14 protein-coding genes and 2 tRNA genes are annotated in these 24,672 nt (G+C 59.4%); 12 read left to right on the forward strand and 4 right to left on the reverse strand.

All coding sequences use genetic code 11. The annotated features are described in order from the left end of the window. Nucleotides 1-109 precede the first annotated feature (109 nt). Both F816_RS0100055 and F816_RS0100060 read left to right on the forward strand, forming a co-directional pair. Nucleotides 110-3,448 (forward strand): type I restriction endonuclease subunit R, encoded by a 3,339-nt coding sequence (locus tag F816_RS0100055; RefSeq protein ID WP_019593002.1) that lies wholly within the window; start codon nucleotides 110-112, stop codon nucleotides 3,446-3,448. Further along, entirely contained in the window at nucleotides 3,445-4,146 is a 702-nt protein-coding gene (locus F816_RS0100060) for a M48 family metallopeptidase (RefSeq protein WP_019593003.1), read from the forward strand. Before F816_RS0100055 ends, F816_RS0100060 begins: the two co-directional genes overlap by 4 nt. Before the next feature lie 67 nt (nucleotides 4,147-4,213). Here the strand turns inward: F816_RS0100060 and F816_RS14780 are convergent, their stop codons facing one another. Further along, nucleotides 4,214-4,780, reverse strand: a complete 567-nt coding sequence (locus F816_RS14780; protein WP_155998457.1) for a hypothetical protein — start codon at nucleotides 4,778-4,780, stop codon at nucleotides 4,214-4,216. Between the two features lie 815 nt (nucleotides 4,781-5,595). Between F816_RS14780 and F816_RS0100085 the strand changes: the two genes are divergently transcribed. The 4 genes from F816_RS0100085 (at nucleotide 5,596) to F816_RS0100095 (ending at nucleotide 10,065) form a co-directional block, all read left to right on the forward strand. Next, nucleotides 5,596-6,831 carry a site-specific integrase gene (locus F816_RS0100085; protein ID WP_019593007.1) on the forward strand — a complete coding sequence of 412 codons (1,236 nt, stop codon included), beginning with the start codon at nucleotides 5,596-5,598 and terminating at the stop codon, nucleotides 6,829-6,831. A gap of 69 nt (nucleotides 6,832-6,900) precedes the next feature. Further along, on the forward strand, nucleotides 6,901-7,704 hold the full coding sequence (locus tag F816_RS14785; protein WP_155998460.1) for a hypothetical protein: 804 nt from the start codon (nucleotides 6,901-6,903) through the stop codon (nucleotides 7,702-7,704). Nucleotides 7,705-7,876: 172 nt separating this feature from the next. Further along, on the forward strand, nucleotides 7,877-8,077 hold the full coding sequence (locus tag F816_RS14215; RefSeq protein ID WP_019593009.1) for a helix-turn-helix domain-containing protein: 201 nt from the start codon (nucleotides 7,877-7,879) through the stop codon (nucleotides 8,075-8,077). Between the two features lie 1,394 nt (nucleotides 8,078-9,471). Next, nucleotides 9,472-10,065, forward strand: a complete 594-nt coding sequence (locus F816_RS0100095; RefSeq protein WP_019593010.1) for a hypothetical protein — start codon at nucleotides 9,472-9,474, stop codon at nucleotides 10,063-10,065. Nucleotides 10,066-11,362: 1,297 nt separating this feature from the next. On the opposite strand, the gene F816_RS0100105 is transcribed toward F816_RS0100095, so the two are convergent. Next, entirely contained in the window at nucleotides 11,363-12,139 is a 777-nt protein-coding gene (locus tag F816_RS0100105) for an ADP-ribosylglycohydrolase family protein (protein WP_019593012.1), read from the reverse strand. Nucleotides 12,140-12,602: 463 nt separating this feature from the next. On the opposite strand from F816_RS0100105, the gene avs3a reads away from it, so the two are divergent. Next, complete coding sequence (gene avs3a / locus F816_RS0100110) at nucleotides 12,603-18,899, forward strand: AVAST type 3 anti-phage nuclease/ATPase Avs3a (protein ID WP_038085120.1); 6,297 nt, start codon at nucleotides 12,603-12,605, stop codon at nucleotides 18,897-18,899. Further along, nucleotides 18,883-19,551 (forward strand): AVAST type 3 anti-phage proein Avs3b, encoded by a 669-nt coding sequence (gene avs3b, locus F816_RS0100115; protein ID WP_026333067.1) that lies wholly within the window; start codon nucleotides 18,883-18,885, stop codon nucleotides 19,549-19,551. The genes avs3a and avs3b overlap by 17 nt, the downstream gene beginning before the upstream one ends. A 286-nt stretch (nucleotides 19,552-19,837) precedes the next feature. On the opposite strand, the gene F816_RS0100120 is transcribed toward avs3b, so the two are convergent. Together F816_RS0100120 and F816_RS0100125 are read right to left on the reverse strand one after the other, a co-directional pair. Then, nucleotides 19,838-19,913 (reverse strand) — tRNA-Thr (locus F816_RS0100120). Between the two features lie 69 nt (nucleotides 19,914-19,982). Then, nucleotides 19,983-20,069, reverse strand: a tRNA-Leu gene (locus F816_RS0100125). Between the two features lie 104 nt (nucleotides 20,070-20,173). Between F816_RS0100125 and queA the strand changes: the two genes are divergently transcribed. The 4 genes from queA to secD all read left to right on the forward strand — a co-directional run bounded on the left by queA (nucleotide 20,174) and on the right by secD (nucleotide 24,659). Next, on the forward strand, nucleotides 20,174-21,250 hold the full coding sequence (queA, locus tag F816_RS0100130; RefSeq protein ID WP_019593015.1) for a tRNA preQ1(34) S-adenosylmethionine ribosyltransferase-isomerase QueA: 1,077 nt from the start codon (nucleotides 20,174-20,176) through the stop codon (nucleotides 21,248-21,250). Then, entirely contained in the window at nucleotides 21,240-22,355 is a 1,116-nt protein-coding gene (gene tgt / locus F816_RS0100135) for a tRNA guanosine(34) transglycosylase Tgt (RefSeq protein WP_019593016.1), read from the forward strand. The genes queA and tgt overlap by 11 nt, the downstream gene beginning before the upstream one ends. Before the next feature lie 84 nt (nucleotides 22,356-22,439). Continuing rightward, nucleotides 22,440-22,769 carry a preprotein translocase subunit YajC gene (yajC, locus tag F816_RS0100140; RefSeq protein WP_018145833.1) on the forward strand — a complete coding sequence of 110 codons (330 nt, stop codon included), beginning with the start codon at nucleotides 22,440-22,442 and terminating at the stop codon, nucleotides 22,767-22,769. 21 nt (nucleotides 22,770-22,790) lie between these two features. Continuing rightward, entirely contained in the window at nucleotides 22,791-24,659 is a 1,869-nt protein-coding gene (gene secD, locus F816_RS0100145; RefSeq protein ID WP_019593017.1) for a protein translocase subunit SecD, read from the forward strand. Nucleotides 24,660-24,672 lie beyond the last annotated feature (13 nt).

Genomic DNA, 24,672 nt, shown 5'->3' on the forward strand with positions numbered 1-24,672 from the left:
CGATTTTACGCCCAGTGGGGCCAGTCTGCCTGGGGCGCGGATAGCTCGATAGCGCATATCCCGGTAGGCAGAGTTGGTATGCTGGCCCCATCGATCACCGGAGCGCGGTATGGCAGGCCCGGAATACACGGACGTTGAAAAGCCCCTGATCGACCAGCTGGTCGGGATGCAATGGGACCATGTGACGGGGTCAGTCGATGACCCTGCTGTGACGCAGCGGACAAGCTTCGCCCAGGTCGTGATGGAGCCGGTGCTGCGCGAGCGCCTGCGGGCCATCAATCTGCGCGACGGGCAGCCCTGGCTGGATGACAGCCGGCTGGACCAGGCGGTTTCCGCGATCACGCGCATTCCGGTGAGCAAGGTGATGGAGGCCAACCAGCAGGGAACGGAGCTGCTGCTTGGTGGGCTGACGGTGGAAGGACTCCCGGACTGGGATGGCGGCCGGGGCCAGACCATCCACTTCATCGACTGGGACGAGCCGGGCAACAACACCTTCACGGTGGTGAACCAGTTCAAGGTGAAATGCCCGCCAGGGTTTGATACCGGCAAGGGCCACATCATCCCGGATCTGGTGCTGTTCGTGAACGGCATCCCTTTGGTGATAATCGAGTGCAAGAGCCGCACGACCCCCGAGGGCATCAGCCAGGCAGTGGATCAGCTTCGGCGCTACCACGACCAGCGGTTTCAGGATTTTGAGGTCGAAGATCACGAGGGCGCCCCGGCCTTGTTCGCCACCAACCAGGTGCTGGTTGCCAGCAACTTTGATGAGGCGCGAGCGGGCACAGTTGGTGCCGCATTTGCCCACTATCTCAGCTGGAAGACGGTGGCACCCCGGGACGAGGCCGAGGTGGCGCAGGCGTTGGGGGTCTCGGAACTCTCGGCCCAGCAGCGCCTGGTGGCGGGCATGCTTGCCCCGGGCACTCTGCTGGACATTGTCCGCCACTTCGCGTTGTTCATGAGCGCGGGCGGGCAGACGATCAAGCTGGTTTGCCGCTACCAGCAGTATCGCGGTGTGAGCCGCGCGATTGATCGGCTGAAAACGGGAAAGACGCGCCTGCAGGATGGCGAGCTGGATCGGCGGGGCGGGATCGTCTGGCACACCCAGGGCAGCGGGAAGAGCCTCTCCATGGTCTTTCTGGTGCGCAAGCTGCGTACCGATCCCGAGTTGCGACGGTTCAAGGTGGTCGTCATCACGGATCGCAAGGATCTGCAGGTCCAACTGTCCGAGACAGCCAAACTCACCGGCGAGACGGTATCGACCGCATCGGACACCACTCGCCTGAAGAAGCTGCTCTCGCAGGATGGCCCTGGACTGGTGTTTGGCACCATCCAGAAGTATCGGGAGCCGGATACGGAGGAGGAGGCTTCGGGAGCCCCTGAACCCGAGGACGACGAGGAGTCAGGCGAGCGCAAGGTGGCCGAGGCGACCGGTGCATACACGGTACAAAGTCGGCCCCAACGCTCGGAGCCCTTTGAGGTGCTTAACACCAGCGAGGACATCCTGGTGCTGGTGGACGAGGCGCACCGCACGCAGGCGGGTGATCTGCATGCCAACATGATGCAAGCACTGCCCAACGCTGCGCGTATCGGTTTCACCGGTACACCGATCATCATGGGCGACAAGAAGCGCACCCACGACATCTTCGGCGAGTATATCGACCGCTACACCATCAAGGAGTCAGAGCAGGACGGCGCCACCGTGCCGATTCTCTACGAGGGTCGAACGGCCAAAGGGGCGATCAAGGACGGGGCGAGCCTGGATGGCCTGTTCGAAGACCTGTTCAGCAGCTACAGCAAGGACGAGCTGGAGGCTATCAAGAAGAAGTACGCCACCAAGGGGCAGATATTCGAGGCACCGCAGCTGATCCAGGAGAAGGCCGCGGACATGCTGCGCCACTATGTGACGAACATCCTGCCCAATGGCTACAAGGCGCAGTTGGTGGCCTACAGCCGCCGTGCCGCCATCCGCTACTACGAGGCCTTGAACGAGGCCCGGGATGCGCTGCTGCAGGAAGCGATGGCGCTCTCCGTTGAAGACAAACAGCTCGACGATACCCAGCTGGTGACGCGCCCCGAACGGGTGAAGGCGGCCATCCAGGCCTGGCGTTATCGCGATGTGCTGCGGCGCCTGGAGTTTGCCGTGGTAATCAGTGGCGGCAACAACGATGATCCCGGCTGGTCCCGGTGGAGTGATCGCGCGGCGGTGGACAGCCACATCAAGAGGTTCAAGAAGCCGTTGATGCATGAGGATCCCGAGAAGGCCGATCCGCTGGCCTTTCTGATCGTGAAATCCATGCTCCTGACCGGATTCGACGCGCCTATTGAGGGGGTGATGTACCTGGACCGTTCCATCCGCGAAGCGGAGCTCCTGCAGGCCATCGCCCGAGTGAACCGCACGGGGCATCGGAAGGTGCATGGGATCGTCGTTGACTACTTCGGCGTTGCCAACCACCTCAAGGAAGCCCTGGCGGCCTACAGCGAAGAGGATATTGAAGGTGCCCTCCAGAGCCTGAAGGACGAGATTCCCCTGCTGCGGGATCGCCACCTGAGAACGGTGGATGTGCTGCGCCAGCGTGGCGTGGACAGTCTGGAGGATGTAGAGGAGGCCGTGCAGGCGCTAGCGGACGAGCGGGTACGGGCCGAGTTCACCGTGAAGCTCAAGGAGTTCAGTAGGAGCCTGGATGGCGTTCTACCCCGACCGGAGGGTCTGGAGTTCGTCAACGATGCCAAACAGCTGGCTTTTATCCATGCGCTCGCGCGCAACCGGTACAAGGATGTGCCCTCCCTGGGCCAGGACGTCGGGAACAAGGTCCGCAAGCTGATTGACGAGTACGTGATCTCCTTGGGGATCGACCCTCAGATTCCTCCGGTGCAGCTCACCGATGCGAATTTCGACAAGCATGTGGGCCGTCAGGTGGGCGACCGCGCCAAGGCGTCCGAAATGGAGCACGCGGCCCGTTCGCATATCCGTAAACACCTCGACGAAGACCCGGTGAAGTACGGGCGGTTGAGCGAGCGACTGGAGGAACTGCTACAGCAGCTCGACGGCCAGTGGGCCGAGCAGGTCGATGCGCTGGAGGAGCTCATCAGGCAGCTACGGGAAGATGCCCAGGTTGGGGGGGAGGCGCTGCCCGATCTCCCCGCTCATGCAGCACCCTTCTGGCGGGAGTTGGCGAAGACCGCTGGGGTGGATGCGGATAACCCGGACCCCGTTGAACAAGCCCGGTTGCTGACTGCCACCGAAGATCTGATCGCTGTCATTCAGGGCGAGATCGTGGTGCCGGACTTTTGGAAACCTTCCCACATCCCCGACCAGGAACGCTTGAAGGGACAGATTTTCCAGCGCTTGATGGAGCTGGACATTGTTGCGGTGGATGAAGTGGATCCTCTGGTGGAGCGTCTGTTCGATCTGGCCCGGGCGAACCATGACAAGCTCGTGCGCGCATGAATGAATTGCATGTAGATGACCTGACTCTGCGGGTTCGCGAGAGTCGCCGGCGCAAGACGCTGGAGATCACGGTGGACCGTGGTGGCGAGTTGGTGATTGCCGCACCGCTGGGGACCGATCCGGCGCGGATGCGGACGTTTGTGACGGAGAAGCGTGGGTGGATCTACAAGAAGTTGGCGGAGAAGGCTGAACGCCACCGTCAGCTGCCGAAGAAGGAGTATGTCGATGGCGAAGGTTTTCTCTACCTAGGGCGTAGCCATCGACTGAAGATCGTCTCGTCGTCGGAGCAGACGGTCCCGCTGAAGCTCGACGGGGGCCGATTCCGCATTCGGGAGGATGTGCTGGAAAATGCCCGTGAGCACTTCATCCAGTGGTACACCGATCGCGCGAGCGATTGGCTGACGCGGCAGGTAAGTGGCCATGCCAGACGGCTCGGTCTAAACCCTGCCGGCGTGAAGGTGCAGGACCTGGGCTTTCGGTGGGGTTCATGCGGCCGAGGACAATGGCTCTACTTCCACTGGAAGACCATCCTGCTCCCCCGAAGCATTGCGGAGTATGTGGCCGTACACGAGCTGATCCACCTGCACGAGCCTCACCATACCCCTGAATTCTGGCGTCGGCTCGAGCGCGCTATGCCCGACTATGACCAACGAAAGCGCTGGCTAGCGCTACACGGAATCGAGGTGGAGGGGGTCTAACCTGTTGTCTAGGCGCTCAATCGGGCGCTGGGATCAGTAAAGCGATGGGGTTTCTCCCATGCGGCCTTTATAGCCCCTCGCCGCCATACTCACCTTCCCCCATCCGGGCTCGTTCCGCTTTGGCGCGCTTTTCAAGATCATCATCGATGTACGAAAGCGTCAGATCATGACTCCCCATGAATCCGATACAGGCCGCGACGATTCGTTGCGGAGGACGTCCGAACCTGATGACTTCCATGCCGGTCGCCGAACTTAGCACGGAGTCTACGATGTTCTCGTTGGTCACCCCGTACCTTTCCTCTAGAGCCTCCTGAAGGGCCGCGAGCTCTCCCTGGCAGGCTGCAGAAGACTGGAATGAGCCTTCCGCCGTCACTCTGTAGATCTTTCGGCCCTCTGGGGTGACCCGGACATGGTAGTGCTCGAGCGCGCCAAAGGGGTGGTCAGGTTCAAAGGAAAGCCTCAGGCCGGCATCAGGACTGGATTCCTCGTCTCCCTTGATGCGGGGATCGTCACGGGAGATCTGTTCGCCCAGCTGTATGCCGAATCCTCCTTTAACTGCTTCATCCGCTCCAGCGATACCGCTGAGCGTGGTGAGCAGGACGGCGAGGCATGAATTACCAGACCACGTTCTCATGAGGCGTTCTAACGTACCAACGAGTTTGGCCGCGGACTAACTCGTGAGCACACCGGCTGCTATCAATGGGTGCTTGGATCGTCCAAGACTGATTGAGGTGGATTCGCGGCCCCGCAAGCTTGCGGCCAGTATCGAAGCTCCATCTGGTAACGAGCGGAGCTTGGTATGACCAAGACCCAGGACATTTTCGTGGGGCCATTTCCCGATATGGGAGGGATGGGGTCGAGATATAGACGCTTGATGCGTGGTCCGTGCCGGATTCCCATGCAGATCCTGCCAAACCGCTTCGCAGGGCCCATCGAATTACGTTGTCCCGTGTGCGGTTGGAGTGCGCTGACAACCGAGAGCCAACTGGACCTGGCTGACAAGGTCGCCATCCTGCAGCACGAGGCCGAATCTTGCCTCACCAAAGGACCGCATCCAGTCTGGTTGCGGTTCGTGGTTTCCGCGCATTAGTAGGCATCGGAGGCATAGATCTTCGGGGAGTGCGGATGGGAATCGAGGCTACGAGGGGTAGGGCAAAGGCGAAGTGTCACAAAAGTGGCACACAGCGGAAACTCGGTTTGACGGGGTTTGTTGTAACACATTGAAAATATGGAGCCGGCGACAGGAGTCGAACCTGCGACCCTCTGATTACAAATCAGAAGACTAGAAAATTTTAAGCGTTGGTCACACGCGGAGAGAAAGCGTAAGTCCATGTAAACGAATTAATCATTGGTGACACCAAGTGACAGGATGTGCCAAGATGTAACCTCTATAGGTGTGAACGAGGGTGTGACGACCTTTCCGTTCGCAGGCAAAGAGAGGTTTCGTTAATGGCACATCTGACTGAAGCGGTCATCGCCAAGCTGGAAACACCGGAGAAGGGCCGCCGGCACGTCTTCGATGATCACAAGGACGCCCCTCGTGGGTTTGGTGTTCGGGTTACCAGCGCGGGTCGTCGTGTGTTTGTCCTGCGGTACAAGTCCAAGGAAGGGAAGGACCGGCTATTGACGATCGGAGAGGCCGGAACCTGGACCCTCGCCGCTGCCCGCAAAGAGGCACAGGTCCTGCGCCGGAAGGTCGATACCGGGACGGACATCCTTCAACAGCGCCGAGAGGTCCGCGGCGAGGTGACCTTGGGAGAAGCGGCGGATCGCTTTCTCCAGACCAAGCAGGATAGGGCCTCCTACGCGAGCATTCGCGCCATCATCGAGCGGCACTTGAAGCCCGCCCTCGGCGCGCACAAATTAAGTGCCGTTCGCAAGCATCACATCATCGAGGCTGTTGAGGACATTGCAGTCCGGCACGGCCGCACTGCGGCGCTGACCCTGGGTTACGTCAAGCAGCTATTCAGTTGGGCAGAGGATCGAGGCCTGGTTGAGATCGACGTATCAGCTGGGATCAAGCCGGCCAACATTTCCGCGCGCTTGAGTCCCAAGCGCCGCGACCGGATCCTGTCCGAGACTGAGATCGCCGCTCTATGGAACCGGGAGACACCGCCTGAGAGCATGCACCCCCTGATTCTGCTGGCGTTGAAGATGATCCTGGCGACCGGTCAACGGCCCGGGGAAGTCGCGAGCATGACCTGGGATGAAATACGTGGTGACCTGTGGACGATACCGTCGGAACGTCGGGGTAAAACCGGCAGCGCGCATACGGTTCCGTTGACTGATATTGCGCAGAGCTTGCTCGATCAAGCTAGGGAGCACACCGGAGGTCGTACGTACGTCTTCGGCGTAAGGGGCGACCACGCACCGGGTGTCTCGGCTATCAGTAAGGCTGTTTTGCGTTGCGCTGATGACCTCGGCATGGAGGGCTCTTCCCGTTGGCGACCGCATGACCTGCGTAGGACTATGCGCACCGGCCTTGCGGCCGAAGGAGTGTCCGAGACGGTTGCCGAGCAAACGATCGGACACGTCCGTACAGGCATCGCCGCAGTCTATGACCTGCACCGGTATGACTTGGAGAAACGGACTGCGATGGAAGCTTGGGAGCGGCGGTTGCTGCGTATCGCTGAGGGAACACGGGACGCCTGCAATGTTGTGGCGATGCTGGTCGCCCAGGAATGAGGGCGACTCGGCAGGGCTGCAATTGGCCGCACTGGCGCCCACAGTAGAGTGAAGCAGGGGAGTTTCAGCATGGCTCAACACGAGGTGTCTGGCAACGGCCTACCCGAGAAAGATTGGTTTTCGGTCCAGGAAATATCCGAGAGATGGGGGTGTCCGATCGAAGAATTGGTTCACTTCGCAGAGACCAGCAAGCTTCAGGTCTGCGCCAAATTGCGCAAGGTGGCAGGCACCCAGTTCGAGTTTCAGACAAATTCCTCGGGAGAAGATGCAACTGTCGAAAAGTCTAGAAGGCCCGATGGGTTTACAGGGCTATATGGCATCTCCGGCAAAGATATTGGAGTTCTGGCTAAAGACGGAGGTGTGAAGCCAACTGAGCTTTATGAGCCGGACCAAGAATATACCGATGCGGAAGCTCTTGCTGAATTGATAGAGAAGCTCCGCCAGGAAGACGGGAACGCATACCGCTTCATATGTGTTGATGAAGGGGAGCCTTGGTGGATTGGGGGGGATGACTATTGGTACCTGGGACCCGATGGAAATCCACCCATAGCGTGGGTGATGCCCGAGGATCTGCTGGTGACTCGAAAGGAGCGTGATCGATTCGAGAGCCAACATGAGATCGCGGTAAACGACAGTGAGACATCCTCCGATCAGGAGATAATTCCTGATTGCGCTTCAGAGGATCTCCGATTACTAGTCGAAGCAAGCAGGCAGTTCTGGTGTACGGCCGAAGTCGACAAAGCAGGCACGCACCCACGTAATGCCGAGGTGGTGGCATGGCTCAAGGGAAAAGGTTTGAGTCAGAAGCAGGCTCAGTCTGGCGCAACGTTCATTCGTCCAAAGTGGGCGAGGCGTGGGCGGCCTGAGAAATAGAGAGGCGTGGGCGGCCTGTGAAATAGAAAAGTGTACCCATTGTTTCCGCATAGTGGTGCAGTTTACGGTAACGGTAGACCCATTTGTAACGAAATAGTGGCGCCATTGGATCTATTCTAAAGCCGCCGCCGGCGGTGAATCTGGCTTCGAACTGAAACACGAGGCCAGAGCAATGACGAAACAACCTAACCTCACGCCCGAACAGGCCGCGGAGTACCTGCGGCTGTCTCCGCGAACACTGATTCGTTGGCGCAACATGCGTAAAGGGCCGCCTTGGGTTAAAGCGGGCCGGCGCGTGATCTATCGACGTGGCGATCTAGATGCGTGGCTTGAGCAGCGGACGCAGATGCCCGTCGCGGAGCGATCGGTATGAGGACCGGTCGAGGAAGCCACAAGTTCTTGGCAGAGGACAACGGGGCTGAGGACATTGGGGGAGACCGAGACATGGACTCGGCTCCGCTTACCTGCGCTTACACTCAAGGAGCCCTAGTGGTGCTGGACTTGGCCGACGACGTGCGGTTCATGCTCTTGAACAGAGATGGCAAGCGTTCGAGGGTTCGGCATCCAAACGGGGCCCTCTTGGAAGTGCCGGCCTGGCGGGTATGGCTACCCAGAGGACGGTGATGCATGGCTCGCACGCAAGGAAATGCTAAGGGTCGAAGGTCCGGAGGTTCTTTCGCAGCGTTCCCGCACGCTGTCCTGAAGACGCAGAAGTACGCAGCCCTGAGTTCATGGGGGGTCAAGTTGTTGGTGGACATCTGCGCACAGTACAACGGAAGAAACAACGGGGACCTTCAGGCAGCTTGGTCTTGCATGTCCAAACGCGGCTGGCATTCCAAGGGAACACTGCATCGTGCGATCCAGGAGTTGGAGAGTGCCGGATTCATTCTTCGGACACGGCAGGGCGGGCGCAACGCTTGTTCGTTGTTCGCAGTCACATGGGAGAATATCGACGAGTGCAAGGACAGGCGGACGGGCTTTACAAAGCTCGACGTGGGGCCGACCAAGGTGGCAGCCGGAACCTGGAAGGACGGGGAATGAAATTAGATCTTGTGCCCCGCATGGGTACCACTGTGCCCCATATGTGTACCGGGCAAGCAGCGACCGATTCAAAAAAGGGTGCGAATTACCCCGTATGTGTACCAGTCACAGGCAAGTCGTCCGCTTTCGTACCCCGTATGTGTACACCTACTAATCTACCACCAGGGGGGCTGTGTGGGGCTTCTCCGAAAGTGGCCTTAACGGGCGAGAGCCCTAAGTCAAGGAGAAGCCTCCAGCGCGTCCATGGATCTCTGGATGCCCTCTTGGTGCCGATGAGCTCGGATTGACACGCTTGCGGACGCCAATGCCTTGCAAGTAGGCTTCCATTACCAGTGGGGCCAACGCGGTCTCACTCAGCCGTAGGGGCCCGAGAACATCAGGGCAGCAGTGCCTTTCCTGGCTGCGGAACACAGTTCGATCCTTCCTAGGGGACGTTTCGCCCCGCTGATTCCCATATGAGCTGAGCTAATTGAGGGGGCGTTCGTTCAAGATCGCATTTGGCGGAACAGCGAAAGAGGTCTCTGCGTTCCATTGGCCTCCAGGAAGACGAGTGGCGTCGTACGCAGTGGCTCCTGTGGGGGCTTGGGCTTCTCAAGCAGATCGTTCGGTACCAGGCTGCTTCGGCACTGCAACTTCGACGCAGGTGAGCGCTGATTCGTTGCCCCTGTGGATTTCCAAACCTTCTTGGTGCGTCAGCGCCCCAATCAAAATAAGAGGCAACATCAGATGAAGTTAATTGCTCTTGTGTTATTTGCGTTGATAATGACCGGTTGCGCGACTACCAATACCGAGACGCACGTTGATCCAGACCACCAGGGCAAGAGCTATTCAAAGATCATGATTGATATGCCCAATGCGGATTTTGAATTCAGAAAGCTGGTAACCGACGAGCTCTGCAAGGGATTGAGCGAGAAAGCGGTATCCTGCGCAACAAGGGACGAATTGTTACCTCCTACACGAGAATACACCGAGGCGCAGATATTTCAGGCGATCGAGGACCATGAAATTGATGGGTGGCTTGTCGTAGGGATAGGTGAAGGGGAGTCAGATAGCCAATACATAGGCTCTCAACAGTTTGGTTCCGCGACTGTTTACGGTAATACTGTTTACGGGAGGTCAAGCTCCATCCCCATGCGTTCATTCAGCCGGCAGCAAGGCTATTCCTTGCGGCTATTCGACATGGATACGAAAGGAACAGCGTTTGTCATGGATGCCAGTACATCAGCGTCGGGAATGGCGAACGTGACGAACCCTGTATTTGCCAGAAGCTTAGCTAGAACAATCATCGACGAAATGTCTACGGCCGGCTTCATAGAGTAAGGAACAAATGGGAAACCATGGGCTCTAGCTTCAACATTCTGACGGCCATTAGCCCTCGTAGTCGAAAACGGGCGCAACGGGCGCCTAGGACGAAGTCTGAACCCCAACGGCATCTAGGTAGGCGGGTGGGGATTACCGGCGGGCAAATAGGCAGAGTTTCTTGAGCCCTTACCGGCGCGCGGTGACGCGCGGCATAATGCCGGGGGATCACCGAACGGCAGCGACCTAGGAGTTTCGCACCCATACGCGCGCGTGCGCGCGCGTATGGGGACTGTAAAAATTTCAAGCCTAGACTGATTGGGGATCCCATCGCCGTCGTAGCTACCTGAAGCCCGCTGTGGATAGGGCGGCTCAACAGCTGATCGAGCGTCAGCCTCGACACTCCTGCCTAGGTTTACCGGTCGTGTTGAATTAGCGACTTGGGTGGGCTGATCCATCGCTGCAGTCCTTTAGCGAGCGTGTTCACAACTACTGGATGATGACGTCATCTGCTCATTACGTCGTCAAGTAGGTCTCTAACGCACACCTGTAATTCCTGCGGACGTCTGGTGTAGGCGCCGCAGCGGTCATGCAGATCACGTCTAATAGCCAGATACTCCATCCGTGAGATACCGAGGTTCCTCGCCATCTCGAGATCCCTTTCTTCCTGATACACGAAATCAGTTTGATTAAGCCTGTACCGCTGAAGCTCGTTGTCATCCAAGCGGCGAATCTGTTCAGGCGGTGTAGAAAACATCGCATCGGCTAGGTCGGGAGGAACGTTCATCTCCCCGAAATAACCCCTTACGTCTTGTAATGTTTGCCGTAGGCCTTCGCCCGGGGAAACGTGGGGCTCTGAGGGGTAAAACGGCCGATGAATGCGGATGGCGCCGTCTGGATGGCGATGGATGCCACCAGCAAGTACAAATACGCAGGCGCTGTCACAGAATGCTGGCGCTGGTACTACCACCACCGCTCCCAAGGAGCGAGCATACCGGCCTAGCTTCATTGCTTCGTATAGGTGTCCCCCAGAAGAAGCTAGAACGAACCGGACTTCTTCGACTTCGCGTCTGGCGTCATCTGGTAGGCCAGCGATCGACCTTTCCACATCATTAGTATCACCGAGCTCAATCTCGCCCACGACCAACACGATCATTGTCATGAACCCGTGTGGTGACTCGCGAATTTGCACGTCAATCGTTGCCGCGAACGCCGGCGTAGAAAACGCAAAGATGATCAGTCCTGTAAGTAGCCTTAACACGCCCCCGCCCCCCCGATTGAACACAGCATGATCAATGCCCGCTTTGTGCAGCCTACCTTACCGGGTCTCCTGGAAGACGTCGATCACCTCGCGCATGATGGCAGGAACATGTGGCAATGCGGATCGCACGATGGCATCCGGGATTCCATGCAGGGGCTCCGCCACGCCCCCGGCAATCGCGGCGATCGTGTCTGCGTCACCACCCAGTGACACCGCATTGCGTAGAGCATCCTCGAAGCTCTCGGATTCCAATGCGCAAACGATCGCTGGCGGAACTGTCCCTGGCGCGGTCTCGTTGTACTCATGGACCGCGCGAAATTCATCGACGTTCAGGCTGAGGTCGTAGCCATACTCGGACTCAAGCGCCGCTCGAATTGCTGCGGGCTCGGCACCATGGCGAGCCAGCCAGACGGCATGAGCTGTTGCCAGTGCACCTTTGAGCCCCTCGGGATGGTCGTGGCTGATCTCGGTGACTTTCCGCGCCGACTCGAGGCATCCATCAAGGGAAGATGCGAGCCATGCGGACGGAGACACCCGCATAGCGCCACCGTTGCCGTAGCTCCCGTAAGGAGGTTGGACGGTCGATGCAGCTAACCAGCTGAAGAACTTCTTTCCATAGCCTCCCAAGTGCGATGCCGGCCGAACCTTGCGCGCCCACTCCCGCATCGCCTCGGCCGGATCTTTCTCATGGAGCAGGGCGTCAGCTACGGCGACCGTCATGATGCTGTCGTCGGTGATCCCGTTCCGATCATTGAACAGCGGGAACTCTTTCGTGGTGATACGCCGGAACTCCCAGGGCGCCCCGACCATATCGCCAACTATGGCTCCAAGCATACGAGCGCTCTCATGTCTAAACCGTCCTGTAAATCATCATAGTCGCATTCGCGAACTGCGCGCAGGAGCCAAACGGGGAGGCTCCAAATCGCGTCAAAGATGGGCTCAGCGGGGCCATGCCCGGACCTGTCATGGATGGTGAAGGCTTGATTACGCTCACTTGAGCGCGGTTGATCTGAGCTTCCGCTTCTAGTTGACGGCCCATATTGCACGATCCGGCTCGACTCTCGACTGCTCCCCCGGCATTGTGAGTTCTTGCCACGGGACTGGAACGCTGGTCAGCGTGTTTGGCCATTGACGACGGCAGGGCGCCTAGTGCCCGTAGGGCCCGACCTCGGATGCGTTCGAGTCCCGGTATGATGAGCTGTGTCTGGTGAGTGGGGCGGATCGGCCGGTCCTTCAGTAACCGTTCCCCGACAATTGGACACATTCAATTCCCTCCAAGCGCATAATTTGGCAAACCATGGCTAATTCCGACCTTGTTCGCGCCAGCCGCGACGGCGACCAGTTTCACTACCTATGGGCAGCGCGCCGTTGCCTATCTTTGCTCGATTCGCAGTCTGGACTGGTCGCTGTTTCTATCGAGGGCGCATCACCAACGGAATCTTCAAGCGATGGTCGCCTTGAAGCTGGGGAAGAGTTGATTGATGTCGGTGAGTATTACGGTAGCGAGGACATATCACTGGCTGACCGAGTTGAATATTTCCAGGTCAAGCACTCTACTTATCGCCAATCCGAGGCATGGACGCCAAGTGGCGTTGAAAACACGCTGAGAGGGTTTTCTGTCCGGTATCGAGAGCTTGTCACGAAATTCGAAAAGGCGGAGATACTAAGAAAAATAAGATTCCGTTTCTTTACAAACCGTCCTATTAGTGTGCGGTTGTGCGAGGCCGTTGATGATGCAGCCAATGCGAGAGCTCCTCGCCACGTTAGCATTACCGAAAAACTGAAGGAATTCACAAGCCTCGACGGACAGGAGCTGTCGGAGTTTTGCAGCCTACTACGTCTTGAAGGCAACGAGGACGGATATTGGGAACAGCGTAATATCCTTTTCCAGAGCGTGAGTGGGTATCTCTCAGACCTCGATCTCGATGCCCCAGTTCAACTAAAGGAGCTGATTACCAGGAAAGCTCTTTCTGAAAGTACCAAAGATCCTACTATCACTAGACTTGATGTCCTCCGTTCTTTAAAAGTCGACGAAGACGACCTCTTCCCAGCTCCGTGCTTACTCCAGAGCGAGCCGGATGCGGTGGCAAGAGAGCAGGAACAGGAATTTGCGTCTGCAATCACTGATGGCTCCCATCACCCAATCATCGTCCACGCAGCCGGTGGTGTCGGAAAATCAGTCTTCGCCACGCGTATAGGGATGGGCCTCCCAGAGGGGTCGTTCTGTGTTCTCTACGATTGCTACGGAAATGGGGAGTATCGGAGTGCGAGTGGATTTCGTCACCGCCACAAGGATGTGATCCCGCAGGTCGCAAATGAGCTGGCTTCGCGGGGCTTGTGCCATCCGCTCATACCGACAACAACCGCAGATCCGTCTGCTTATCTGCGGGCTTTTCTTCATCGTCTCCAGCAGAGTGTCACAAAACTCCAGGCGAAGAACCCACGTGCGATCCTTTGCATCGTTGTCGATGCTGCCGACAACGCCCAGATAGCCGCTGAAGACGAGGGTGAGCGAAGATCGTTTGTCCGGGATTTGCTCCGAGAAAAGCTACCGGAAGGCGTTCGTCTCGTCGCGTTATGTCGATCGCATCGACGGGATAAGCTCGAACCGCCTCCAAATGTGCAGTACCTTGAGCTACGGCCATTCAGCCGGGCGGAGACTGCCACGTTTCTCCGATGTTTCTACCCAGATGCTAACGAATACGATGTGGACGAGTTTCATAGGCTTAGCTCACAGAATCCTCGTGTCCAGGGTTTGGCTATGGCCTGGGGAGGTCCGCTGACTGATGTTCTACGCAAGCTGGGACCTAACCCGACCACCGTCGAGGATACGATTGGTACTCTCCTTGATGAGGCCATCACAAGCTTGCGCGATGCCGCCGGCTCAATTGAAGGAGACCAAATCGACAGGGTTTGCACAGGCCTGGCGGTTCTCCGGCCTCTCATCCCGATATCCGTTCTCGCATCTATGTCAGGCGTGCCAGAGTCGGCGATCAGGAGTTTTGCGTTCGATCTTGGACGCCCTCTAGTCGTGACGGATGGGACCATACAGTTCTTTGACGAACCCGCTGAGACTTGGTTTAGGGAACGATTCAAGCCGAGGTCATCGGATCTAGCGACCTTTGTCGAAAGCCTAAGGCCACACGCTTCAGATAGCTCCTACGTCGCCTCGGTGCTCCCACAGCTCATGCTGGAGGCAGGACAGTATACGGAACTGGTTGGACTGGCCCTCTCGTCCGATGGCTTACCTGAAGATAGTGCGCTTGAGCGTCGTGATGTGGAGTTGCAGAGGCTCCAGTTCGCCCTGAAGGCGAGCCTTCGCTCGAAGCACTACCTTGATGCTGCGAAGCTCTCAATGAAGGCCGCCGGTGAGACCGCTGGCGATGACCGCCAACAGACGTTGCTTCAAGAGAATACCGACCTCGCCGCGGTATTTCTCGAGCCCAATAGCATCCAGCAAGTCGTCTCTCGTAGGCTGCTCGGAACGGGTTGGACAGGATCTCATCATGCCTATGAAGCCGGACTTATGTCCGGGAATGCTGACCTTTCAGGCGATGCTCGTAGCAGGTTACGGATGGCTTATCAGTGGCTCCAAAACTGGAGCCGCCTCTCTGAAGAGGAGAGGGGATATGAGGAAGTCTCGAGCGAAGACATAGCAGAGGTCGCGATCGCGGAACTGAACATTCATGACGCTGCCAGGGCGGCTCACAGCATACGGAGGTGGCGGCCGCGAAGTTTATCGTTTGAAGCTGGTGCCATTCTCGCGAAGCGACTTGTGGACCACGCGCGATATAAGGAGCTGGACGAACTATCCTTCGCTGCGCGTAACAATGTGTTCCTCCTGCTGGCGATCACACAAGAGATGAGGAGTGTTCATCGCAATCCACCAAAGGAGGTTATCGAGCGAACCTTGCGCCTAGCTCTCGATCGGCGCATTAGGCTCGCCGAACCAAGCGCTTGGGGTAATGATGAGACTGTTCTACACGCGGTTGTGGCATTGGTCGAAGCTGCCTTTGCGACGGGGGTATCCAGTGCGAAGGACCTGATCTCTGTCTTGGACAAGCATCTGCCGCCGGAACCGCGGAAGGGGCTTGCCTCTCCCCATGGACATGGGCGGCTTGGTTTGGTCCGCGCTTACACACTTCGTGCTGCACTTTCGAATCAGCCCATTGAGCTAGCAGATCTCGCTCACCCTGACTTGAAGGAGCGGCTCCAAAAGGACCCGAATGGCCAGTCGTCACAGGAGGTAAGGGAGTTTAGGGAAGATGTTGGGTCGCTTCTGCCCTGGAGCCAGCTTTGGGCCGAAGCGACTCTTGGCCGAGTACCAGTGGACGAGCTGGTGGGTGCGATCGAGCGAATACGAGCTGAAGCTGGCCAGGGCAATACCAGCCGGTTCCGTAACAAACCTCACACCGCCAACGAGATAGCGCGCGTTTGGTTCGACATGCTAGGCACGACTGGCGTCACCACTTCCGAGGCGTTTACCGCGTTTGATCAGTGGGCAACCTCGCTTGAGAGGCCGCTATCTACGACTACTCTCACTCAGGTCGCGCGACAGATGACTCGGGCCGCAGGGCTCGAGGACGAGGCACTGAAATACGCTAGTGACGCGTTCGAACGCGTCAAACGTGAGCGAGACCATGCCGACGCAATAGGTGGGGCGTACATCTGCCTTTCCCGAGCCGTCCTTCCACTCAGCCGAGCCGAAGCCGAGAGCTACTTTGATGCGGCTGTAGAAGTGGCGAGCAAGATAGGCGACGAGGTGATTGATAGGTGGGCCGCAATGCTCGACCTTGCAGATCGCTCCGCAACGCCCAAGGGGAACCAGCCGGAGCTCGCATACCGGTTCGCACGCTGCAGCGAATTGATCTACGCCTACATGGCTAGAGACAAGTACTTCGATTGGGAAGCAACCGTTGCGGCCATCGCGGGCCTTTGCCCGTCGTCCGTAATGGCAATTGTCAGCCGTTGGCGCGACCGTGATTTCGGGTGGCCAGCTCGAATCCTGCCGATCGCGATTCACTCGCTCGAAGAGCGCGGTGATCTTCACCCCCAAACGGCCCTCGGACTGCTTCCATTCCGAGCCGATTGGGATCGATCTGTCCGTCTCGACACTGCTTTGGCGATGTGCTCCGTGTCGACGGAGAAGCAGGCCGTTCTCGACTTTTTTGGTCACTACGCAACGTTGGAAGAGTTGGACTCGAGAGAGTGGCGATCGATCAAGAACGTGTGCGAATCCCATGGGTTGGGATTTCCAGACATCGACAACTTCATCCGAATCGCCGAACGCCGAGAACAATCAAGATGTTCGACGGCCAGCGATGATCGTCGCAGTTTGCCGAAAACGAGTAACGCTGAGAGTTCACGAGAATGGGACGATATCTTCAGCGGTGTCGATCTGACTGCCGCCGCTGACATCGCTCTTTCTTACGACCGGTACCGGAGCTGCGGAGCACCCTATTATCGTGATGCCTACTTTCGTGAGGTTTGCCGGCGAATCCCAGTCGGGCAAGAGTCTAGCTTCATTGAGGCCGTCGGTGGCGTCACCAGTTTCGATTTGTATGACTATCGCAGTGTTTTCGAACAGCTGCCCGACTCGTGGAAGAGGCGAGTTTCTACTAGGCCGGCACTCGCGTGTCTCGTCAGAACCTTGTTCAGCCGATTTTGCATGGAGGTCACAAAGAGCCGTTACGGTCAGCGCTTCCCCTTTGAATTAGCCTGCAAGGTATCGGGTCTCACAGAGTCGGAGATAATCGAGACGGTCCTGTCAGCTTTCGGTGAGGCGACCGAGATCGTCGGGGCCAGCCGCCTGTTCACCCTGGTCGGCCTACTGGCTCCGAAACTGACCGACGCCGAAGCGTGTGATGCGCTTTCTTTCAGTCTCGACCTCTTGGGCGGCTCACTGGAAGAGAGCGACGGCGACGGTCCATGGTCAGAAATGCTCGTGCCCCCCAGGAATCTTGAAGAAGCCATTGCCGGATATCTCTGGGCTGCACTCGCCGCACCTCAAGCGAGCCTTCGCTGGGAAGCAGCGCATTCGGTGCGGGGTATGTGCGCCCTGGGGCGAGCAGATGTGCTGAGCCAGCTCATGCGGATGTTAGAAAACGGTGGTGGCGGAGCATTTGTGGATGCGCGCTCGCACTTCTATGAGCTGCACGCAAGGCAATGGCTCCTGATCGCCCTCGCCCGAGCGTCGAAGGAGACCCCGGCACTGATCGCTCCTCATGGTGAGTTTCTCTCCCAGATCGCGCTAACCGGACCGGAGCATATTCTTATACGACAATTCGCAGCGCGTGCCGTACAGACGCTTATTGACAGTGGCCAGTTGGAGGCATCTGCCGATGAAAGGCAGCAGCTAATTGGGGTGAATCAGCCATCTCTCCCTGTCGTCCAAGCCAAGTTCCACGAACAAATGCATGGGAGTCCGGCTAATTCGTACGACGGCACTGATGATGACCGTTGGTTCTTCGGTATTGACATGGGACCATATTGGTTCGAACCACTGGGTAGGTGTTTCGGCGTTTCGCAAGGCGAGATCGAGCGCAGAGCCAGAGAGGTGATTCGGGCGAACTGGGGCTTTAGCGGAAGCGGCCGCTGGGATGACGATCAGCGCGCGCGCCGGGGAGTATTCAAGGATATGGAAACTCACCACTCGCACGGTTCGTATCCGCGCAGCGACGATCTCCGCTTCTATCTGTCCTACCACGCGATGATGGTCGTGGCCGGTCACCTGCTAGCGACGTTCCCCCTGCACGAGGACCCAGAGTATCCATGGGATGATTTCGAAGATTGGCTGTCTGGCCACGATCTTTCCCGAAATGATGGCGATTGGTTGGCGGATCGACGCGACTCTCCGCCCCTTGAATGGCCACATTGGAAAGACGCGACGTCGCCCGACGGCTGGCGCTGGTCTCTATCCAGTGACGACTTCGACGAAGTGCTCTTCAGTTCTGACGGCAAGGTCGCCGTATGGGGGCACTGGACCGCGCTGTCCGGCCAGCGCCGGGAGGCCGTTCAAATCAGGAGCGCCTTGGTCTCTGCGGACTGTTCGCAAGCCCTGCTTCGGGCGCTTCAGACAGCTACCAGTCCTCACGACTACTGTATTCCAGACGCGGGGAGTCGTGGTGAAATCGACCGAGGGGAATTCCGGCTCAGGGGATGGGTCTTGCAGGAGGCGAATGAGATCGGCATTGACAGACTAGACCCCTGGGCTGGTGATATTCAGTTCCCTCCCATCCGGCCAGCCCAATTCGTGGAGGAATCGATGGGGCTCAGTTCAGATCCAGAGTGGCGAGTTTGGAGCGCCGCAATCGAGGATCGGTGCGAGCCGGTTCTCTGGTCCCGAGTGTGGGGAGGCTTTCGGGATCGGGATGACGACGATGAGTATGAGGGTGGTGAGCGACTCGAAGCCTCCATCTCCTTCATTCAGCGCTTTCTTAGGGACCTTGAAACTGATCTTTTGGTGGAGGTCCAAGTAGGCCGCCGTCCGCGCTGTTCTCGATATTCCCGCAGTGAAGAGGGGGGGCTCGAATATGTGCCACCCAGTGCGAAGTTATTCCTGATTCGAGGTGACGGCAGTGTCCTCACAATCTAAGGCTGTTCTAGATCTAGGAAAGAAGCTCGTCGACGAAATGGGCCTTGATGAGGGGGGCGACACGCTCGGTAGGTGGATGGCTCATCACATTGCTGAACTCATCCAGGATGCTGAGAACGCCGTGCCTGAGGAAAAGACGTCAAAGCAGGAGCGCTGCGCGTCCGCAATCCTCGACTTATGGAGGCATCGCGCCGAGCTTCCAAATGGCACACGGCCGTTCGAGAATGCCGAACCGATGCTGCGCGCACTGGAGAGTCTAGATCCTTGCGATGAAACGCCCCGGTACTCGCGGCCACCAAGGATCATGGCTGCTGATGCGGAACCTGGCGCAGAGGCTGAAAAGTGGCTTGAGATTGCCGACAGCATTGATCTAACAGCGAGGCAATTGATCCGTCATTGCCTCGGGCGTGCCTCTCAAGTGGCGCAGGACAAGACCGAAGAATGGGTCGGGCTCGCAGAGGCCGCTGGGTTCGATGAGGACATGGATGTCGCGGTCGTTAGGGTTCTGGCTTTAGAGGCGGCGCTGTATGGCGACGAAGCTCCTGAGGATGCGGAACGCAAAGAGATTGAAGAGCGACTTGGCCGTCTGGAGAAGTTCCAAGAACTGAGCGAGGCGCTAGCGACGCATCTCCGGAGTAGGCTCAGGACATGATGTGCTGCTGGAGAGACACGCAGTTATCTCGATTAATCCGAGGCCGAATCCGTGGACATGCTGGTAAGCAGCGTATGGCGTGTTTCGAGATTACGGGAATACGATACGCCCCAGGTTGGGCAACGCTTCCTCCCGACGTTCGCGCAACGAGTTGACGTCGTAATGGTTTACTTATCTGGTGCCGGTCGCGGGTCTCCTGCTGTTGGGAACAGAAAGGCCAAGTGTGACGATCGCGTGACCAGTCGCTATTATCTGGTCGGAGTGGGTTCGTAACGTATTGTTTTAATGGAGCCGGCGACAGGAGTCGAACCTGCGACCCTCTGATTACAAATCAGATGCTCTACCAACTGAGCTACACCGGCCTGGTGCCAGGGGGGGCATCATTGAATGCGTCCCTGGGGTTTGGGCCTGGCGGCGGGCCCGAAAAAAATTGGTGCCGGGAGCGAGAATCGAACTCGCACTCTGTTGCCAGAACCGGATTTTGAATCCGGCGCGTCTACCAGTTCCGCCATCCCGGCTGGTGGGGCGGTAGTGTAGCGCAGGTTCGCTGCGGCACAAACGGGGCAGAGCGATCTTCGGCACTCCGCGCCGCGTCGAGTGGTGCGTGGTAGGATCGCGCGCCATGCGTGTTGCCGACTTCGAATACGAGCTCCCGCCGGAGCTGATTGCTCAGTACCCGCTGCCGGACCGCGCGGGCTCACGCCTGCTGGTCCTGGAGGGAGAGCGACCGCGGGACGCTCGCTTTGCAGAGATCGAGGATCTTCTGCGGCCGGGTGACCTGCTGGTGCTAAACGATACCCGGGTGATTCCGGCGCGTGTCTTCGGGCGCAAGGAGAGCGGGGGGCAGGTGGAGGTTCTGGTCGAACGAATCGAGTCGCCCGGCCAAGTGCTTGCGATGGTCCGCGCCAGCCGGGCGCCGAAGGTCGGGGCCCGACTACGCCTGGCGGATGCCTTCACCGTGGAAGTGACTGGCCGCGAGGGCCCGTTCTTCCGCCTGGCCCTGGTCGATGCCGACGATGTGCTCGCGTTGTTGCGCGAGCATGGGCACATCCCCCTGCCGCCCTATATCGAACGCGCCGACGAGGCGCATGATGCCGATCGCTACCAAACGGTGTTCGCGGCGCGCGAGGGCGCGGTCGCCGCACCCACCGCTGGCCTGCATTTCGATGATGCCCTGCTCGGGCGCCTGCGGGAGGCTGGGGTGGAGACCGCGACGGTCACCCTCCACGTGGGGGCAGGGACGTTTCAGCCGGTGAAGGTCGAGGACACCTCCGCGCACGAAATGCACGCGGAGTGGCTGGAGGTGTCGCCCGAGGCCTGTGCGGCGGTGGCGGCCTGCAAGGCACACGGCGGACGCGTGGTCGCGGTGGGTACGACGTGCGTACGTTCGCTGGAGACTGCGGCCGCCGGGGGCGAGCTGGCGCCGTTCCAGGGCGAGACGCGGCTGTTTATCCAGCCGGGGGATCGATTTCGGGTGGTGGATCGGATGGTGACCAATTTTCATTTGCCGCAGAGCACGCTGTTGATGTTGGTGGCGGCATTTGCCGGCTATCGCCGGATCCTGGATGCGTATGCCCACGCGGTGGCGCAGCGCTACCGGTTTTTCAGTTACGGCGACGCGATGTGGCTGGCGCCGGGGCGGGGCGATGATCTGCCCCCGAGTGTGACCACCGCCGCGGGAGAGTCCGATGGAGTTTGAGAATCTGGCCGCCGATGGCGCGGCGCGCCGCGGCCGTCTGCACTTCCCGCGCGGGACGGTGGAGACACCGACCTTCATGCCGGTGGGAACCTACGGCACGGTCAAGGCGATGACGCCGGAGGAGCTGCGCGAGCTGGGCGCGGAGATCATCCTCGGTAACACTTTCCACCTGATGCTGCGCCCGGGCACCGAGGTGATCCAGGCGCATGGCGATCTGCACGACTTCATGCATTGGGAGGGCCCGATCCTGACCGATTCCGGCGGATTCCAGGTCTTCTCGCTCGCGGAGATGCGCAAGATCAGCGAGGAGGGTGTGCGTTTCCAGTCACCGGTGGATGGCTCGAAGGTGCTGATGACGCCGGAGTCCTCGATGCAGGTGCAGCGCGAGCTGGGCTCGGACATCGTGATGATCTTCGACGAGTGCACGCCATACCCGGCCACGGTGGACGAGGCGCGCCAGTCGATGGAGCTGTCACTGCGCTGGGCGGCGCGTTCACGCACGGCACACGGTGACAATCCGGCCGCGCTGTTCGGCATCGTGCAGGGCGGGATGTACCCGGATCTGCGGCGGGAGTCGGCCGAGGGGCTACAGGCGATCGGCTTTGACGGTTACGCGATCGGTGGGCTGTCAGTGGGCGAACCGGAGGACGAGCGCCTGCAGACCCTGGATGCCACCCTGCCGCTGCTGCCGCAGGATCGTCCGCGTTACCTGATGGGGGTGGGCCGGCCGGAGGATATCGTCGAGGCCGTACGACGCGGCGTGGACATGTTCGACTGTGTGATGCCGACCCGCAATGCCCGCAACGGGTTCCTCTATACCCGCGAGGGCGTGCTGCGCATCCGCAATGCGCGCTTCCGCGATGATACCGGTCCGGTCGACCCGGAATGTGGGTGCTACACCTGCCGAAACTATTCGCGGGCGTATCTCAAGCACCTGGACAAGTGCAACGAGATCCTCGGTTCGCGCCTGGCGACGACCCACAACCTCCATTACTACCAGGATTTGATGCGCGGCTTGCGCGAGGCGATCGCGGCCGGCGCGCTGAGCGAGTTCGTCGCCGATTTCTACGGCCGACGCGGCATGGCGATCCCGCCTGTGCCATAATCCGCGCGGTATTTTTTTCGCTCGCTGGGTGTGGCCCGAGCTCCCCGGTGGCGTCCGAATCTGAACCGAAGACGGAGTGTTTCGATGGACTTTCTGATTTCTGCAGCGCATGCCCAGGAAGGTGGAGCGGCCGGCGGCGGCATGATCGAGTTCCTGATCATGATCGTTATTTTCTTTGCGATCATGTATTTCCTGATCATCCGCCCGCAGAGCAAGCGCGCCAAGGAGCACCGCTCCATGGTCGAGGCCCTGTCCAAGGGCGACGAGATCGTCACCAATGGCGGTGTGGCCGGCAAGATTACCGAAGTCAGCGACGACTTCATCAAGGTCGACATTGCCGACGGCGTGAACGTGGCCGTACAGAAGCAGTCGGTCGCCTCCGTGATGCCCAAGGGCACGCTGAAAGATCTCTAAACGCCCTCCAGGGTTTTTGATATGCGCAATTCCTATCCGGCGTGGCTGTACGCCCTGATCGTCGTGGTCGTCCTGGGCGCGGGGCTGTATGCCGCGCCCAACCTGTTCCCGGAAGACCCGTCGGTGCAGATCGGCAATCCGGTCACCGGCGAGATCGACGGGAACATCCGTGACCTGATGGGCACCATCCTGGGTGCCCAGGGCGTGACGCCGAAACAGGTGGAGGAGCAGGACGACGGGCAGCTACTCCTGCGCTTTGAGACCACCGACGAGCAGTCGCTGGCCGCGGAGATCCTGCGCAATGCCCTGGATGACAACCACACCGTCGCCCTGAATCTGGCCCCGGCCACGCCGAACTGGCTGCGCGCGATCAACGGTCAGCCGATGGCGCTGGGTCTGGACCTGCGCGGCGGGGTGCACTTCCTGATGGAGGTGGATCTGGATGCCGTGATCGGCACGGCGATGGAACGCTACTCCAACGAGCTGCGCGGAAGGATGCGCGACGAGCGTCTGACGTTCGACACGATCGAGCGCAGTTCCAGTGACCTAACCGTTATGTTCGCGAACGAGGAAAACCTCGCGGCGGCCGAGAGCTGGCTGACCCGCGAATATCGCGGCGAGCTGGAATGGGAGATCCGCGGTAGCGGCAACACCACCCGCATGGTGGCCACCCTGAGCGATGACCACCTGACCGAGCTGCGCCGTCAGGCCCTGCAGCAGAACATCTCTACCCTGCGTTCGCGCGTGGATGAGCTCGGTGTGGCCGAGCCGATCATTGCCCAGCAGGGCGAGCACCGGATCGTGGTTCAGCTGCCCGGCGTGCAGGACACTGCGCGGGCCAAGGAAGTGCTCGGCGCGACCGCCACGCTGGAGTTTCGCCTGGTCTCCGAGGCCGGTGACCCGATGGAGGCCGCTGAATCGGGCCGCGCACCGTCCGGGACGCGTCTGTACCGCGAGCGTGACGGGACCCCGGTGCTGCTGCAGCGCCAGGTGATGCTCACCGGTGACTACATTACCGACGCCTCTTCCGGGATTGCCCAGGATAGTGGCGGCCCGGCCGTGTTCATCAATCTCGATGGCCAGGGGGCGCGCATCTTTTCGCGCGTGACCTCGGATAACGTGGGCCGCCTGATGGCGTCGGTGTTCATCGAGACGACCACCGAGACGGTGGAGGAAGACGGCGAGCAGGTCATGCGTACCTCGCGCAGCGAAGAGGTCATCAACGTTGCGCGCATCAACGAGCCGCTGGGCCGACGCTTCCAGATCTCGGGCCTGGATACCACGCGTGAGGCACGCAACCTCGCGTTGCTGCTGCGCGCCGGTGCGCTGGCCGCGCCCATGTCGATTGTCGAGGAACGCACGGTGGGGCCGAGCCTGGGCCAGGAGAACATCGATCGCGGCATGCAGTCGGTGGTGATCGGGTTCATCCTCGTGATGATCTTCATGATCCTCTACTACCGCGCCTTTGGACTGATCGCGAACGTGGCGCTGGCACTGAACCTGATCTTCATCGTCTCGGTTTTGTCGATGCTGCAGGCGACCCTGACCTTGCCGGGGATTGCGGGGATCGTGCTGACCGTCGGTATGGCGGTGGACGCCAACGTGCTGATCTTCGAACGCATACGCGAGGAGATCCGCAACGGACTGTCACCCCAGGCGGCTATCTCGTCGGGCTATGACCGAGCGTTCACCACCATCGCGGACGCCAACGTGACCACGCTGATTGCGGCGCTGGTGCTGTTCCTGTTCGGTACCGGGCCGATCAAGGGCTTTGCCATCACGTTGTCGATCGGGATCATCGCGTCGATGTTCACCGCGATCATCGTGACCCGCGCAATCGTCAATCTGACCTACGGGCGCCAGCGTCGACTGACGCGCCTGTCCATCTGAGCGCGGAGAAAAC

Origin of the sequence: Thioalkalivibrio sp. ALM2T, assembly GCF_000381505.1 — a bacterium.
GTDB lineage: Bacteria > Pseudomonadota > Gammaproteobacteria > Ectothiorhodospirales > Ectothiorhodospiraceae > Thioalkalivibrio > Thioalkalivibrio versutus.

Bases quoted from the DNA above. Each gene is read 5' to 3' on its own strand.
- F816_RS0100095 (WP_019593010.1), top strand. From the start codon at position 9,472: ATGAAGTTAATTGCTCTTGTGTTATTTGCGTTGATAATGACCGGTTGC.
- secD (WP_019593017.1), top strand. From the start codon at position 22,791: ATGCGCAATTCCTATCCGGCGTGGCTGTACGCCCTGATCGTCGTGGTC.
- queA (WP_019593015.1), top strand. From the start codon at position 20,174: ATGCGTGTTGCCGACTTCGAATACGAGCTCCCGCCGGAGCTGATTGCT.
- tgt (WP_019593016.1), top strand. From the start codon at position 21,240: ATGGAGTTTGAGAATCTGGCCGCCGATGGCGCGGCGCGCCGCGGCCGT.
- F816_RS14780 (WP_155998457.1), bottom strand. From the start codon at position 4,780: ATGAGAACGTGGTCTGGTAATTCATGCCTCGCCGTCCTGCTCACCACG.
- F816_RS0100060 (WP_019593003.1), top strand. From the start codon at position 3,445: ATGAATGAATTGCATGTAGATGACCTGACTCTGCGGGTTCGCGAGAGT.
- yajC (WP_018145833.1), top strand. From the start codon at position 22,440: ATGGACTTTCTGATTTCTGCAGCGCATGCCCAGGAAGGTGGAGCGGCC.
- F816_RS0100085 (WP_019593007.1), top strand. From the start codon at position 5,596: ATGGCACATCTGACTGAAGCGGTCATCGCCAAGCTGGAAACACCGGAG.
- F816_RS14215 (WP_019593009.1), top strand. From the start codon at position 7,877: ATGACGAAACAACCTAACCTCACGCCCGAACAGGCCGCGGAGTACCTG.
- F816_RS14785 (WP_155998460.1), top strand. From the start codon at position 6,901: ATGGCTCAACACGAGGTGTCTGGCAACGGCCTACCCGAGAAAGATTGG.
- avs3a (WP_038085120.1), top strand. From the start codon at position 12,603: ATGGCTAATTCCGACCTTGTTCGCGCCAGCCGCGACGGCGACCAGTTT.
- F816_RS0100105 (WP_019593012.1), bottom strand. From the start codon at position 12,139: ATGCTTGGAGCCATAGTTGGCGATATGGTCGGGGCGCCCTGGGAGTTC.
- F816_RS0100055 (WP_019593002.1), top strand. From the start codon at position 110: ATGGCAGGCCCGGAATACACGGACGTTGAAAAGCCCCTGATCGACCAG.